At 68.8% G+C, this 15,099-nt stretch carries 13 protein-coding genes; 7 read left to right on the top strand and 6 right to left on the bottom strand.

All coding sequences use genetic code 11. The features are described 5' to 3' along the window. The first annotated feature begins 171 nt into the window (after window positions 1-171). The 5 genes from ASE78_RS15285 to ASE78_RS15265 all read left to right on the top strand — a co-directional run bounded on the left by ASE78_RS15285 (window position 172) and on the right by ASE78_RS15265 (window position 5,924). Window positions 172-780 carry a class I SAM-dependent methyltransferase gene (locus ASE78_RS15285; RefSeq protein WP_055762159.1) on the top strand — a complete coding sequence of 203 codons (609 nt, stop codon included), beginning with the start codon at window positions 172-174 and terminating at the stop codon, window positions 778-780. A gap of 69 nt (window positions 781-849) precedes the next feature. Then, window positions 850-1,926: a type III polyketide synthase gene (locus tag ASE78_RS15280; protein ID WP_056499148.1), complete on the top strand. Its 1,077-nt coding sequence runs from the start codon at window positions 850-852 to the stop codon at window positions 1,924-1,926. Beyond that, window positions 1,923-2,609, top strand: coding sequence for a methyltransferase domain-containing protein (locus ASE78_RS15275; RefSeq protein ID WP_056498271.1), 687 nt, complete (start codon window positions 1,923-1,925; stop codon window positions 2,607-2,609). Before ASE78_RS15280 ends, ASE78_RS15275 begins: the two co-directional genes overlap by 4 nt. Next, window positions 2,588-3,670, top strand: a complete 1,083-nt coding sequence (locus ASE78_RS15270) for an NAD(P)/FAD-dependent oxidoreductase (protein ID WP_056498269.1) — start codon at window positions 2,588-2,590, stop codon at window positions 3,668-3,670. Before ASE78_RS15275 ends, ASE78_RS15270 begins: the two co-directional genes overlap by 22 nt. 109 nt (window positions 3,671-3,779) lie before the next feature. Continuing rightward, on the top strand, window positions 3,780-5,924 hold the full coding sequence (locus ASE78_RS15265; RefSeq protein ID WP_082448539.1) for a transglycosylase domain-containing protein: 2,145 nt from the start codon (window positions 3,780-3,782) through the stop codon (window positions 5,922-5,924). Here the strand turns inward: ASE78_RS15265 and ASE78_RS15260 are convergent. From ASE78_RS15260 to ASE78_RS15250, 3 genes are read right to left on the bottom strand one after another with little or no spacing between them, the layout of a single operon-like run. Beyond that, the gene (locus ASE78_RS15260; RefSeq protein WP_056498267.1) at window positions 5,894-6,598 is read right to left on the bottom strand and encodes a M48 family metallopeptidase; all 705 of its coding nucleotides are present in this window, start codon (window positions 6,596-6,598) and stop codon (window positions 5,894-5,896) included. The genes ASE78_RS15265 and ASE78_RS15260 overlap by 31 nt on opposite strands. Then, entirely contained in the window at window positions 6,595-7,029 is a 435-nt protein-coding gene (locus ASE78_RS15255; RefSeq protein WP_200911086.1) for a YcgN family cysteine cluster protein, read from the bottom strand. Before ASE78_RS15255 ends, ASE78_RS15260 begins: the two co-directional genes overlap by 4 nt. Next, a complete protein-coding gene (locus tag ASE78_RS15250) occupies window positions 7,026-7,634 on the bottom strand; it encodes an SCO family protein (RefSeq protein ID WP_056499145.1) in 609 nt (202 codons plus the stop codon). The genes ASE78_RS15255 and ASE78_RS15250 overlap by 4 nt, the downstream gene beginning before the upstream one ends. 56 nt (window positions 7,635-7,690) lie before the next feature. Here ASE78_RS15250 and ASE78_RS15245 point away from each other — a divergent pair, with 56 nt between their 5' ends. Next, on the top strand, window positions 7,691-8,284 hold the full coding sequence (locus tag ASE78_RS15245; RefSeq protein WP_055762145.1) for an ankyrin repeat domain-containing protein: 594 nt from the start codon (window positions 7,691-7,693) through the stop codon (window positions 8,282-8,284). Between the two features lie 13 nt (window positions 8,285-8,297). Here the strand turns inward: ASE78_RS15245 and ASE78_RS15240 are convergent, their stop codons facing one another. Both ASE78_RS15240 and ASE78_RS15235 read right to left on the bottom strand, forming a co-directional pair. Then, window positions 8,298-9,656 (bottom strand): family 43 glycosylhydrolase, encoded by a 1,359-nt coding sequence (locus ASE78_RS15240; protein ID WP_056498262.1) that lies wholly within the window; start codon window positions 9,654-9,656, stop codon window positions 8,298-8,300. Beyond that, a complete protein-coding gene (locus ASE78_RS15235; RefSeq protein ID WP_321163100.1) occupies window positions 9,656-12,859 on the bottom strand; it encodes a glycoside hydrolase family 2 TIM barrel-domain containing protein in 3,204 nt (1,067 codons plus the stop codon). The genes ASE78_RS15240 and ASE78_RS15235 overlap by 1 nt, the downstream gene beginning before the upstream one ends. 91 nt (window positions 12,860-12,950) lie before the next feature. On the opposite strand from ASE78_RS15235, the gene ASE78_RS15230 reads away from it, so the two are divergent. Continuing rightward, window positions 12,951-14,447 carry a glycoside hydrolase gene (locus tag ASE78_RS15230; protein WP_082467259.1) on the top strand — a complete coding sequence of 499 codons (1,497 nt, stop codon included), beginning with the start codon at window positions 12,951-12,953 and terminating at the stop codon, window positions 14,445-14,447. A 12-nt stretch (window positions 14,448-14,459) separates the two neighbouring features. On the opposite strand, the gene ssb is transcribed toward ASE78_RS15230, so the two are convergent. Then, on the bottom strand, window positions 14,460-15,008 hold the full coding sequence (gene ssb, locus ASE78_RS15225; RefSeq protein WP_056498260.1) for a single-stranded DNA-binding protein: 549 nt from the start codon (window positions 15,006-15,008) through the stop codon (window positions 14,460-14,462). Between the last annotated feature and the right edge of the window lie 91 nt (window positions 15,009-15,099).

Genomic DNA, 15,099 nt, shown 5'->3' with positions numbered 1-15,099 from the left:
GTCCATCCGTCCGGCGCAGGTCGGACGGATGGACCACCCGGACGGATGGGCGGCATGCTCTACCCACCGCACCGAACGCGACCCCCGCAACCGTTCGGCTTGCATGTTCGTTGCGCTTTTGCGACGACGACGTGACCACGGGTGCGCCAGCGCCATCCTTCGAGGATTTCCATGACGACGAGTTCCAGCACCGCGACACGACGGAAGCCGCGCGGTGTCCCTTCGCCGGCCGGCATTTTCCTGCGCGGGTTCGTCAAGCATCCGGTGATGGTCGGCTCGGTGATCCCGTCGTCGAACAAGCTGATCCGCAAGATGCTGGGGCCGATCGACTGGGCGAACGCCAAGGTCGTCGTCGAATATGGTCCGGGCGTCGGCACCTTCTGTCGCCCGATCCTCGAAAGGCTGGCGCCCGATGCGCAGTTGATCGTGATCGACACCAATCCCGATTTCATCGATTATCTGAACGCGACGATCCTCGATTCGCGCTTCTCGGCGGTGCATGGCTCGGCCGCCGACGTCGAGGCGATCGTCGCCGATCACGGCCATGCCCATGCTGATTACGTGCTGTCGGGGCTGCCCTTTTCCACGCTGCCGCCCGGTGTCGGCGATGCGATCGCCGCCGCGACGCGCGCGGTACTGCGCAGCGGAGGGGCGTTCCTCGTCTATCAGTTCAATCCGCGCGTGCGCGACTTCCTCGACCGGCAGTTCGCCCGGATCGATCACGACATGGAATGGTGGAACATGCCGCCGGCGCAACTGTGGTGGGCGTGGAAGGACTGAGCTTTCCCGCCCCGCTGAAATGTTGCGGTGCAAAAATGACTTTCCGGTGGATCATGCGTTGAGCCGATGATGCCCGCCACCCCCACCACCGCATGGTTGAACGCCATCGGCACCGCCGTGCCCGGCCACGACATTCATTCCGCTTTCATTGGCTGGGCGCGCGAGCGGCTGGATGCGCGCGCGGTGCGGTTGTTCGACCGGATGGTCGATCGTGCCGGCATCGGCCATCGCTGGTCGGTATTGCCGGCAAGCGAAGACGGCGGATCGCCGGTGGGTGCAGGCGGTTTCTATGCCGATGCCATGCCCGGCACGGCGGCACGGATGCGGATCTATGCCGATTCGGCACCGATATTGGCCATCGCCGCGATCGAGGCCTTGCGCGAACAGATCGATCTGAGCGGCGTCACCCATCTGGTGGTCGCCAGTTGCACCGGCTTCGTAGCACCGGGCATCGACCAGATCGTCGCCGCGCAGATCGGCCTTGCCCCCAGCGTCGAACGGCTGCTGGTCGGGTTCATGGGATGCTATGCCGCCGTCGCCGCGCTGCGCAGCGCGCGCCATATCGTCCGGTCCGACCCCGACGCACGGGTGCTGGTGGTCACGGTCGAACTGTCGACGCTGCACCTGCAGCCCGCCACCGACCTCGAACCGCTGCTCGCCATGCTCCAGTTCGGCGACGGCGCGGCGGCGGCGTTGGTGAGCGGTGAGGCGCAAGGCTATGCGATCGACACGCCGTTCGCCGCGACGCTGCCCGATTCGGCGGCGCTGATCCGCTGGGACATCACCGACGCGGGCTTCGCGATGCACCTGTCGGGCGAGGTGCCGGGGCGGATCGCCACCGCGCTGACCGATCCGGCGTTCGCCGCCGCCGCCACCGGCGGGCGGTCGCTGGCGGCGGTCGACGGCTGGGCGGTCCATGCCGGCGGGCGATCGATCCTCGACGCGGTCGAGCGCAGCCTGTCGCTGCCGCCCGATTCGCTCGCCGTGTCACGCGGAGTGCTGGCGGCGAACGGCAACATGTCGTCGGCGACGCTGATGTTCGTGCTGGCATCGATGCTGGCCGGGCCGCGTGTCGACAATGGCATCGCGCTCGCCTTCGGTCCGGGCCTCGCCGCCGAGGGTTTCGGCTTTCGGAGCGCGGCATGAGCTTCCCGCGCGTCCACGCCGAAGAGGCGATGGACGATCCCGCGCTCGATCCCGCCGTCTATGCCGCCGTGCTGCGCGATCTGGCGCGGGTGAACACGGTGACGATGGCGGCGCGCCCGACGCTTGGCTTTCTTGATTCGCTGGCGGGCAGGGGCGACCAGCTGAAGCTGCTCGACGTCGGCTTCGGCGATGGCGACATGCTGCGCCGGATCGCGCGCTGGGCGAAGCGACGCGGGGTGCGGGCGGAACTGGTCGGCATCGACCTTAACCCGCGTAGCGAAACCGTCGCCCGCGCCGATACCCCGGCTGGTCTGCCGATCACTTATCGCACCGGCGACTATGCCGATCTGGCGGGCGCAGGGTTCGACGTGATCGTCTCGAGCCTCGTCGCGCATCATATGACGCGGGACCAGTTGATCGCCTTCCTGCGCTTCATGGAGGCGGAGGCGGCACGCGGCTGGCTGGTCAATGACCTCCACCGCCACCGCTTCGCGCATCGCGGCTATCCGCTGCTCGCCTGGATATTGCGCTGGCACCCGATCGTCCGCGCCGATGGCACGCTGTCGATCGCGCGGTCGTATCGTCCCGATGAATGGCCGCCGCTGCTCGACGCGGCGGGGGTGCGGGGCGCGCGGGTCGTCCGCCGTTTTCCGTTCCGGCTATGCGTCGAACGCCGGCGCTGATCGCGGGCGGCGGCCCGGCCGGCGCGGTCACGGCGGCGCTGCTCGCGCGCAGCGGCCTGCGCCCCTTGGTGATCGAACGCGCGCGCGAGGTGCAAGACGCGCTGTGTGGCGGGTTCCTGTCGTGGCGCACGCTGCAATCGCTCGAATCGGTCGGCGTCGAGGCAGCGACGCTGGGCGGCCATGTCGTGCGCCGAATCACTATCCATGCCGCCGGACGGGTGGCCGAGGCATCGCTCCCCGCGCCGGCGATCGGCCTGTCGCGCCGCCGGCTCGATTCGCTGCTGCTCGCCCATGCCGAGGCGCTGGGCGCGGCCGTCGAGCGCGGCGTGGCGATCCGCTCCGCCGATCAGCGGGTGCTGCATACCGCCGATGGCGCCGCGGTGGCCGGCGACAGCCTGTTCCTCGCCACTGGCAAGCACGACCTGCGCGGTCTGGCCCGCCCCGCCCCGCGCGATGCCGATCCGGCGATGGGGGTGCGCGTCCGGCTGGCCGCGTCGCCCGCGCTGGCGCGGATGATCGGCGATGCGATCGAACTGCATCCTTTCGCCGGCGGCTATGCCGGGATCGTGTTGCAGGAGGACGGCAGCGCCAACGTGTGCATGGCGGTGCGCCGGTCGCGGTTGCAGGCGGCGGGGAGCCTGCCCGCGCTGCTCGACGCGCTCGCCGCCGAGGCACCGGCGCTCGGCGAACGGCTCGCCCATCTTGGCGCGGAGCAGCAGATCGATGCGATCGCCAACGTGCCCTATGGCTGGCGCACCGCGCGGACGACCCCCGGCGTCTATCGGCTGGGCGATCAGGCGGGGGTCATCCCCTCGCTGGCGGGCGAAGGCATGGGCATCGCGATCCGCAGCGGCATCCGCGCGGCACAGGTCGCGCTGGGCGGTGGTACGGCGGAAGTCTATCAGCGCGATCTGGCGCGCGCGCTGCGCCGGCCGCTCGGGGTGGCGGGGATGCTGCGCCATGTCGCCGAACGGCGCGGGAGCGCGCTGTTGCTGGGCGGCGTGTTTCCCGGCCTCGTCCACCGGCTGGCGGGCTGGACCCGGATCGATCCGCCACAATGATCGTCACGCTGCGTTCAGCCATCCGCCGCTACAGCGCCCGACTTTCCTGAAGCGCGGGTGCCCCGGGGCTTGTGCCCCAGGGCACCCGCGCGGTATCCGGCACATCTTCATGGCACGCTCCTCCGAACGCTCTCGCAAGCGGTCCGCCGCAAAGCCCCGCTGGCGGCGCGTCCTGCGCTGGGTAATCGGCACCGGTGTCGTCCTGACGCTGGTGGCGGTGATCGCGCTCGTCGTGGCGGTCTATAACGCCAAGGCGAACCTGCCGAGCTTCGACCAGCTCAAATCCTCGCCCAACGGCCAGATGATCCGGGTGCGCGCCGCCGACGGCACGATCCTCGTGTCGCTGGGGCCGAGCTATGGCGAATGGATCCCCTACAGCGAGATACCGGACGTGATGCGCGACGCGATGGTCGCGGTCGAGGACCGGCGCTTCCGCTCGCACTGGGGCGTCGATCCGGTGGCGATCGCGCGCATCACCAAATTCGCGATCGAGACGCGCGGCACCGGCCGCCGCCTGCAAGGCGCATCGACGATCACGCAACAGGTCGCGCGCACGATCTTCCTGTCGAACAGCTATACGGTCGGCCGCAAGTTCCGCGAGATCATCCTGGCACTCGCGATCGAGCGCAAGTTCAGCAAGAACCAGATTCTCGAACTCTATCTCAACAAGGTGTATTTCGGCGGCGGGGCGTATGGCATCGATGCCGCGTCGCGCCGGTTCTTCAACCATCCGGGCAACCGGTTGTCGCTGTCCGAGGCGGCGGTCATCGCCGGGCTGGTCAAGGCGCCGTCGCGCTATTCGCCGACCGCCGATGCCGAGGCGGCGGTGGGCCGCGCCGGCGTGGTGCTGCAACTGATGCAGGAAACCGGGGCGATCAGCGCGAGCGAGGCAGCCGATGCCGATCCGCAGGCGATCAAGCTGTCGCCGGGGCCGCAGCAGAACAGCGTGCGCTATTTCACCGACTGGGCGCTGCCACAGCTCGAAACGCTGATCGACGAGACCGAGGCACCGCTCGACGTGTGGACCACGCTCGATCCGGGCATGCAGACGAGCGCTGATACCGCGATCCGCGCCAATGCCCCGGCGGGGACGCAGGGGGCGCTGGTCGCGCTCGACCGCGACGGGGCGGTGCGGGCGATGGTCGGCGGCAAGGACTATGTCTCGTCGATCTACAACCGCGCGACGCAGGCGACGCGCCAGCCGGGGTCGTCGTTCAAGCTCTTCGTCTATCTCGCCGCGCTGGAAGCGGGGATGAACCCCGACAGCCAGGTGCAGGACGCGCCGATCACCATCGACGGATGGAGCCCGCGCAACAGCTCGCGCCGGTTCAGCGGGCAGGTGTCGATGCGCACCGCCTTCGCCTATTCGCTGAACACGGTCGCCGCGCGGCTGGGGCAGCAGGTGGGCTTCGGCACCGTCGCCGACATGGCGCGGCGCTTCGGCATCACCACGCCGGTCGATACGCGGCCGGCGATGGTGCTGGGCACGTCGGACGTGCGGCTGATCGACATGACGCGCGCCTATGCCTCGGTCGCCTCCGGCGGGACGGCGGTGGTCCCCTATGGCATCACCCGCGTCACCGCCAATGGATCGGTAATCTACCAGCATCAGGTCGACAGTTCGCGCGTGCTCGTCGCGCCCTATGTCGCGCAGCAGATGACCGACCTGCTCCAGACGGCGGTGAATACCGGCAGCGGCCGCGCCGCCCAGATCGGCCGCCCGGTGGCGGGCAAGACCGGCACGACCAGTTCGAACAAGGACGGCTGGTTCATGGGCTTCTCGTCGGGGATCACCACCGGCGTGTGGATGGGCCGCGACGATGCCAAGACGGTCAGCGGGTTGCAGGGCGGCACCGCCCCGGCGCGCGCCTTTGCCGCGTTCATGCGACAGGCGGTGGCCAGCCGCCCGGTCGAGCAGTTCGACACCAAGGTGACGCTGCCCGAATGGCAGGAGGAGCCGGACGCCGAGAGCTATTACGGCCAGCCCGACGATCAGGTCTATGTCGACGAAAACGGCAACCCGGTGCCCGCGCCGCAGCAGCAGCCGGCACCGCAGGAGGGCGACGAGGTCGATCCGGCCGAACAGCAGCCGCAGGTGCAGCGCGTGCCCGACGAACAGCTCGATCAGGACTGGATCGACCGCGCGTTGGGACGCGGTCCGCGCGAGGCGGCACCGCCGCCGCGCCGCGCGCCGCCGCCCGAACGGCGCGCGCCCGACCGCCCTTATGAGGAAGAGTCGCGCCCGTACCAGTGAAGCGCCGCGCCGGATGCGCGCAGCCAGCGCCGGGCGTCATCGGGATCGCCCTCGAACAGCTCGGCGACCAGCGCGTGGAACGCGGGGCCGTGGTGCATGTGGACACGGTGCGCCACCTCATGCGCCACGGTCGCGCGGCGGACGGAGATGGGGGCGAGCAGCAACCGCCAGCTATAGCGGATCGCGCCGGTCGAACTGCAACTGCCCCAGCGCGCCCTGGGATCGGCGACCGCGACCTGCGCGACGGTGACGCCGGCCTTCGCGGCATAGTGCGCAGTGTCCTCGGCAAGCAGGCGCAGCGCCTCGCGCCGCAGCCAGCGTTCGATGCGGGTGGCGAAGGCTTCGGCGGGACCGCCACAGACCAGAGCTGCCTCGTCATCCCCGCCTTCGCCGGAAGGACGGAGGACCGGCGTCCGCGATGCGCCCGCATCCCACACCAGCCGGACGTCGCGTCCGGCCACCGGCACGACCGCGCCATCGACGAACGGCCGGCCCTGCGGCAGCTTCGCCCGCTGCGCCGCGATCCATTCGGCCTTTTCGCCGGCCCATGCCACCACCTTGGCCAGCGCCATGCGTCTGGGCACCGTGAGGCGTACCCGCCCCGTGGCCGGATCGACCGACAGCCGCGCGACCCGGGCGCGCGGATGGCGGACGACCTCGACCCCGTCGATCACAGCACGCGGTCGGTCAGGTGATCCTCCATATCGCCCACGTCGACCTCGCTGACGGTCCAGCCGCGCGTCGACTGGCCGGCGGCATGCACGCTCTCGCGGTCGCCGCTGTTCAGATAATGCCAGTCGGGCAGCGTCTCGCCATTGGCGCGCAGGCGATAGGCGCAGGTCGAGGGCAGCCATTCGATCTTGGCGACGTTGCGCGCGTTCAGCCGCACGCATTCGGGGACATAGGCATGGCGGTGGCGATAATCGCTGCACTGGCCCATCCGCCGGTCGAGCAGCTTGCACGCGACGTTGGTCGCATGGACCTCGCCGGTGTCCTCGTCCTCCAGCTTGTGCAGGCAGCATTTGCCGCAGCCGTCGCACAGCGCCTCCCATTGCGCGCGGTCGAGTTGCGCAAGGGGCAGATCGTCCCAGAAGCGGCCGGTCATCGCACCCACTTCGCCAGCTCCTTCGCGACCGCCGCCGCATCCTCGTCCTGCGGCAGCAGCGCCACCGGGCGGCCCTGCGGGTCCATCAGCACCGCCGTGCGGCTGTGGTCCATCAGATATTCCGACGCACCGGGCGGCTGCGACTTGGCATAGGTGACGCCGTAGGCGCGTGCCGCGTCGGCGATCGCCTGCGCCGATCCGGTCAGCCCGACCATGCGCGGGTGGAAGGCGGCGACATATTTGCCGACGACGGCGGGCGTATCGCGTTCGGGATCGACGGTGATGAAGATCGGCACGACCTTGTCGCCACGCTCGGGCTCGTCGGCCTCGAACGCCTTCAACCCCGCCGCGATCGTCTGGAGATCGACCGGGCAGACGTCGGGGCAATAGGTATAGCCGAAATACACGATGCGCCATTTGCCGGCGAAGTCGGTGTCGCGCACCACCCGCCCCTGCCCGTCGGTCAGCACGAACGGCCCGCCGATCCGCGCGCCCGCCAGCGGCGGCGTCTCGGCCGGTTGCTCGCCGCCGCCGCATGCGGCAAGCAGCAGCGCGAGCGCGGGACCGACGGTTCGCAGATAGCTGTTCATGGTGTTGTTGCCCATGATCTGATAGGCGATTCCATGCAAGCCATGCGTGTGTCCGCCGGGGAGTATTTGGAATGAAGCCGATCCGTGTCCTGCTCGCCGCGGCATTGCTGCTGCCCGCCGCCGCGCAGGGCCAGCAGACGTCGCCGGGCTACAGCTTCCTGAAAGCGGTGCGCGACGAGGACGGCAACAAGGTGAACGACATTCTGGGCCAGCCCGGACAGACGATCATCAACACCAAGGACCGTTCGACCGGCGAAGGCGCGCTGCACATCGTCGCCAAGAGCGGCAACCTGACCTATCTGCGCTTCCTGCTGGCGAAAGGGGCGAACCCCAATCTGCAGGACAATCGCGGCAACACGGCGGCGATCTATGCGGTCGAATCAGGCTCGGTCGAGGCGGTCGACGCGCTGGCGGCGCGCAAGGCGAACCTCAATCTGGGCAATTCGAGCGGCGAGACGCCGCTCATCCGCGCGGTGCAGTTGCGTAATCCCGACATGGTCCGCACGCTGGTGGCGGCGGGCGCCAACCCCGATCAAGCCGATGTGATCGCCGGCCTGTCGGCGCGCGACTATGCCCGGCGCGACACCCGCACCCCGGCGCTCCTCCGGCTGCTGGAGGCCGCGCCGGCCAAGCCCAAGGCGGCGGTCGCCGGCCCGCGCCTGTAACGCGGACCGGCGCTCAGCGGATCGTCCACTCCAGCAGCGTCGCATCCTGCGGAACGGTAAGCCGCAGGTAGCGCGTCCGTGCCGCATGGCGCAGGACGATCGGCGATCCGCTCGCCGCACTCTCGCCGGCCAGCCGTGTCCAGCGCTTGCCGTCCGCCGATCCCTCGATCGTCAGCGCATGGGACTGGACCGGGAAGCCCATCCGCAGGCTGCTCTCGCCCACCGGCTTCGCCGTGCCCAGATCGGCGACGATCCGCGGCGGCATGGCGGTGGCCGGTATCCAGCCGGTCGCATAGTTATCGTCGCCGGCACGTTCGGGACCGTGCAGCGTATCGCGGCCCTGCCCGCTGGCGCGCCATGGCAGGCCCTGAGCGCGCCGCGCGGCGAACCCCCGCACCGGTCCGCCATGCCCCGGCACCACCCGCGCGATCGTGCCGTCGTCGTTCAGCCGGATCGGGTCGATCGCCACCTGCCGCAGCACCGCATCGCCCGAGGGCAGGAACGGCAGGCCGTGACGATGATACAGAATATACGCCTGTCGTCCCGAGCGGAAGATCGCGTGGTGGCCGGGGCTGATGACGTTGCGTGCGGCGTCGGTCGACAGGATCGGGCTGCCCGGCCCTTCGCGGAACGGGCCGAACGGGGTATCGCCGATCGCATAGCGGACCTTGTAGGTGTCTTCGGTCGTCTTGCCGTCGCTATAGCTCAGCACATAATGCTTCCCCTGCCGCATCATGAACGGCCCTTCGAAATAATTCGGCGGGGTGACGTCGCGCACCGGCCCGTCGAAGCGGACCATGTCGGGCTTCAGCTTCACCACGAAACAGTGCCCGTTGACCCAGTTCAGCCCCGATCCCCAATAGAGATACGCCTGCCCGTCGGTATCGATGAACGCCTCGGCATCGATCATGTGATAGCGCCGGTCGAAATCGCGGCCGATCAGCGGCTTGCCGCCATTGGCATCGGCCCATGGCCCGGCGGGCGACGCCGCGCTGCCCACCCACACCTCGCTCCCGACCGAGACGTACATGTACCAGCGCCCGTTCGCCGCCTTGACCACCGACGGTGCCCAGACCTTGGCATCGCTCGACGTCGGGCTCGTCGCGGCGGCCCTCGTCGGCCAGTTCGGCGTGGAGAAGCGCCAGTCGCGACCGTTGTCGGATGTCCACAGTCCCAGCGCATCGCCGCCCCATGGATCGATCGTGGCGAAGATATACCAGCGGTTGCCGTCGCGCACGATCGAGGGATCGGCGAAATAGCCCGGCAGCAGCGGATTGCCCGCGTGCGCCGCATCGAAACGGGGTTCGGGCGCGGCGGCGGCGAGCGACAGGCCCCCCGCCACCACCGCCGCCAGCGCCGCCAGCGCGCGCATCACTGCACCTCGGTCGCGCGCGCCGGCCGCGCCTTGTCGGGCGTCGTCCCCTCGCCCGCGAACGGCTTGAAGCGGAAGGCGACGCGGATCGGCTCCAGCTTCGTGCGATACTGCATGTGCGGCTGGCCGACCCAGTTCCACGCGGTATCGCCGCCGACGCCCCATTGCCCGGCATCGACGATCAGCGATACCTGGTCATGCGGCACGATGTCGCTCGACTTCCACGTGCCCTCCGGCCGGCGATAGAGATCGCTGTAGGGAAACGCCAATGCCTGCATCATCAGCGGGCCGTCGCCCTCGATCCGCAGCCCCTGTCCGCCGCCCGACAATTCCATCCAGCGCACGTCGGTCTTGTTGCCGGTATCCTGTGGCCGCATGTAATCATGGTTCTGTTCGGCGATTTGCCCGCGCCACAGGCCGATCGGTGCGCTGGTCCTGCGATCGACATAGCTTTCATGCGGTCCGCGACCATACCATTCGACCGTGGTCATCGTCGTCGGCAACGACCACATCAGCCCGACGCGGACCGGCGGCGGCAGGTCGCTTTTCAGCGGGGTGAGTTCGCCCGACACCGCGACTTCGCCCATCGCCTCCATCGCATAGGTGGTGACGAACCGCGCCGCGCCCGCGCCCAGTGCATGGTCGACCGTCACCGTCGCGCCGCCGTTCGGGCGCCGGACGACGGTGATCGCGCGCACCTGCCGCTCGGCGCTCATCGCCCGCCACGGCTCCTGCTGGCGCGCGGTGCCGGTCAGCGTGTCGTTATCGGTTTCCGCCCGCCAGAAATTCGGCGCCCCCCCGCTGGCCAGCAACGTGCCGCCGCGCGTCAGCCGCGCCAGCCCGGTCGCCCGGTCGATCGTCAGCGTATCGCCGCCCGCGCTCAGGCTGACCGCCTGCACGCTGTCCTGCACGGTCGCGCTCGTGGCGACGTGCGCGCGTTCGCCCGACCGGGCGACGGCGAACTGTTCCCAGCCGACGACATGGTCGGCCGGCACCAGCGGGATCGCGTTGGCCCTTGCCCTGGCGCGCACCGTCACGAAAACTTCCGCGCCGGGTTTGCGTGCGACCTTGGGTAGCGGCAGCGTGATCGTCTGCGTCGCGCCCGCCGCCGTGGTCATCGGCGGCAACGCACCGGTCGCCACGGCCACGCCGTCGGCTTCGAGTACCCAGTCGAACGCGAAGCCCGACAGGTCGCGGAAATCATGCCGGTTGCGCACCGTGACCTGCCCGGTCGCGGGATCGAACCGCTCGAACTGGATCGGCGAGAGCACCTTCTGCACTTCGTAGAGATGCGGGTTGGGGGTGCGGTCGGGCTGGTTCAGCCCGTCGCCGAATTCGATGTCACCGCCCGGATTGGGACCATATTCGCCGCCATCGCCCCAGTAACGCTTGCCGTCGCGGGTCGTGCGGAACATCGACTGGTCGACCCAGTCCCAGATGAAGCCACCCTGCAACTTGTTCGGGTGCGCGTAGATCGTGTCCCAATATTCCTTGAAATTGCCACCCGAATTGCCCTGCATATGGGCATATTCGCACTGGATCATCGGTTGCGTGCGGGTCGGGTCCTTGGCCCAGTCGACCATCTTCTCGACGTCGTCGTACATCGGCGCATAGATGTCGACATAGGGATTGGGCTGATGGTCCCAGTCGAGCGTGCCCCAGCCGAGATAGGAGATCAGCCGCCCGGGATCGCGCGCGCGGATCGAGGCGGCTGCCTTTTCGAAATTGGGGCCGATGCCCGCTTCGTTGCCGAGCGACCAGAAGATCACCGACGGGTGATTCTTGTCGCGCTCGACCATGTTCATCACGCGGCTGACATGCGCGCCTTCCCACGCCGGATCGAAGCCGATCTGCAATTTCGACCGCAGTTCGGGATGCTTGTTGGCATAGTCCATATAGGCATGGCTCTCGATATTGGCCTCGTCCATGACATAGAGGCCCATTTCGTCGGCCAGCGCATAGAAGCGCGGATCGTTGGGATAGTGCGAGGTGCGCACCGCGTTGATATTGTTGCGCTTCATCAGTTCGATGTCGCGCCGCATCGATTCGAGCGAGATGACGTGGAAGGTGACGGGGTCATGCTCGTGGCGGTTGACGCCGCGCAGGACGATCGGCCGGCCGTTGACGCTCACCCGCCCGCCGATCATCGCCACGTCGCGGAAACCGATCTTCTGCGGGGTCGACTGGATCACCCGCCCCGACCCGTCGAGCAGTTCGACCAGCAGCGTGTAGAGGTCGGGCGTCTCCGCGCTCCACGGGCGCACGCCCGGCACGTCGGCGGCGATCGTCAGCTTGCGCGCGGCCCCGGCCGGCACCGCCGCCTCGCGCGACAGGAGTTCGCGGGTCCCGTCGAGCAGCACGACACGCGCCCGCGCCGCCGCCGCACCGGTCACGGCCAGATCGACCGCCAGTCGCCCGTCGCGGAAGCTGCGGTCGAGCCCGGCATGGACGAACACGTCGTCGATCCGCGTTTTGGGGACCGCCGCCAGAACGACCTCGCGCTCGATCCCCGACACGCGCCAGAAATCCTGATCCTCCAGATACGATCCGTCGGACCAGCGGATCACCTGCACCGCCACCATGTTGCGCCCCGGTTTGACGAAGCGGGTCACGTCGAATTCGGACGGCAGCTTGCTGTCCTCCGAATAGCCGACCTCGCGCCCGTTGACCCACACGCGATACGCCGATCCCGCCGCGCCGATGTGCAGGATCACGTCGTCCCCGCGCCACCCGTCGGGCAGGGTGAAGTCGCGGCGGTACGATCCCGTCTCGTTCGTATCGTGCGGCACCAGCGGCCGGTTGGCGGGAAAGGGATAGGTGATATTGTTGTACTTGGGCTGGCCATGGCCCTGCGCCTGCCACATCGCCGGCACCGGAATCGTCTTCCACCGCGACACGTCATAGCTGGGCGACTCGAACCCCTTGGGCGCGCCGTCGACCGATGGGCTGAACGCGAACGCCCAGTCGCCGTCCAGCGACAGGAAGCGCGCCGATTGGGTACGATGCCCGGCAAGCGCGCGCTCGCGGCTCTCATAGGCGAAGCCGGTCGCGCGGGCGGGCAGCTTGCCGCGCGCGTAGACCGCCGGATTTTCCCAGTCGGGACGGCCGGGATCGACCTGGACCGGTTCGACCCGCGGTGCCTGTCCCCACGCCGGCATCGCCAGCGCCATCATGCCCACGCCCAACAACAGCTTGCCCATCATGTCTTGCATCTCCCCGGAAACGATGTTTTGTATGACAATATACGGTTGAACCGGCGATGCAACGCCGAAGCCGCAAAAGGGGAGGAACCGAATGACTGGCCTAAAGGCACGGCTGCGCTGGCTTCTCCCGCTCGCGTTGATCCTGCCCGGCGGTGTCGCCGCGCAAGACGCTTACGTGGCTGCCGGCCATGGCGAATCGGTTCCGGTGATGCTGCGCATCGCGACCGACCGGCCCGGCACGACCTTCGAGGGCTGGGGCACCGCGCTCGCGTGGTTCGCCAATGTGACCGGGGCCTATCCCGATGCGACGCGCGAGCGGCTGGCCGATCTGTTCTACGGTGCAGATGGACTCGGCTGGACGATCGCACGCTATAATATCGGCGGCGGCAACGCGCCCGATACGCCGCCCTATCTGCGGACCGGTGGAGCGGTGCCCGGTTTCTGGCGCGTGCCGGCCGGGGTCGACGCCCGCAGCGCATGGCGCGCCGACGATCCGGCGATGTGGGACTGGAGCGCCGATGCCGCGCAACGCTGGTGGCTCGATGCGATTCGCCGCCGGGTCGACGCCCCGCTGTTCGAGGCGTTCTCGAACTCGCCGCCATGGTTCATGACGGTCAGCGGCCGGGTATCGGGTGCGACGAGCGGCACCGACGACAATCTGCGCGCGGGACAGGAAGGCGCGTTCGCCGCCTATCTGGCGCGCGTCGTCGACGAACTGCAACGCCGCCACCGCATCGCCTTCCGCACGCTTTCACCGGTCAACGAGCCGAATACCGATTACTGGTTCGCCGCCAACACGCAGGAAGGCGCGCACTGGTCGCCCGCGCGGCAGGCGGCAATGATCGACGCGAGCGATGCGGCGCTGAAGGCACGCGGCCTGACCACCGTCGTCGCCGCGCCCGACGAGACGAACTCGCACCTCTTCCTCGCCGACTGGGCCGCCTATCCCGCCGCCACCCGGGCACGGATCGGCCAGCTCAACGTCCACAGCTATGGCACCGTCCATCAGACCGGGGTGCGCGACATCGCGCGTGCTTCGGGCATTCGCCTGTGGATGAGCGAACACGACATGGCGCTGGAAAAGACGCCGGAGCAGGTCGACGACGTCGCGACCGCGCTGGCCTTTGCCGAGCATGTCGTGGGCGATCTGCGCCGGCTGGAACCCGCCGCATGGGTATTCTGGCAGGCGGTGGAAAACCGGAGTGCGCGGGACGGCCAGCCCGGATCGAACTGGGGCATCGTCAAGATGGACCTGACCGCCGCCGCACCGGGGCCAGACGCGATCCGCATCACCCGCAAATATTGGGCGATGGCCAATTTCAGCCGCCATATCCGCCCCGGCTATCGCCTGGTGCCGGTCGACGATCCCGACAGTGTCGCCGCCCTTTCGGGCGATGGCGCCACGCTGGTGATCGTCCACGTCAACGGCGGGGTGCTGTCACGCCGCCTCACGCTTGCGCCCGCCGCCGGCGGCTATCGCCTGACGCGGCGGATCGTGACCGATGCCCGGCGCAATGCGGCCGCCGACCGGATCACGCCGGTCGCCGACCCCCGCTCGGTGACGACGTTCGTCCTCAAGCGGGGGTAGGAGCGGGTGCGCTCAGAACGGCACGTCGTCGTCGAGATCATCGCCGAACCCGCCCGAAAAACCACCGCCCTTGTTGCCGCCCGAATTGAAGCCGCCGCCGCGCGATGCGCCGCCCTGACCACCGCCCGACGATCCGCCACCGAAATCATCACCGCCGCCAAAGTCGCCGCCGCCGCTGCGGCCACCACCGCCGCCACCCTGACCGCCGCCGGGGCCGTCGAGCATCGTCAGCACCGAGTTGAACCCCTGCAGCACGATCTCGGTCGAATATTTGTCCTGACCCTGCTGGTCCTGCCATTTCCGCGTCTGGAGCTGGCCTTCGATATAGACCTTGCTGCCCTTGCGCAGAAAGCGTTCGGCGACGTTGGCGAGGCCTTCGTTGAAGATCGCGACCGAATGCCATTCGGTCTTTTCCTTCTTCTCGCCGCTGTTGCGATCCTTCCACGATTCCGACGTGGCGATGCGCAGGTTCACCACCTTGCCGCCGTTCTGGAACGACCGCGATTCGGGGTCGCGGCCCAGATTGCCTACGAGGATCACTTTGTTGACGCTGCCAGCCATGGCGCTTGCCTTCTTCACGAATGGGATATGGCCGAGCTTCCTAAGCCAGCGCCGCAGGGGACGCTAGGGGTTAGAGGCTGGTTCAAGGCGG

Source organism: Sphingomonas sp. Leaf25, from assembly GCF_001421635.1.
In the GTDB taxonomy this organism is placed as follows: domain Bacteria; phylum Pseudomonadota; class Alphaproteobacteria; order Sphingomonadales; family Sphingomonadaceae; genus Sphingomonas.
Note: the sequence above shows the minus strand (reverse complement) of the source record. Positions and strands in the feature narration are given on the sequence as shown.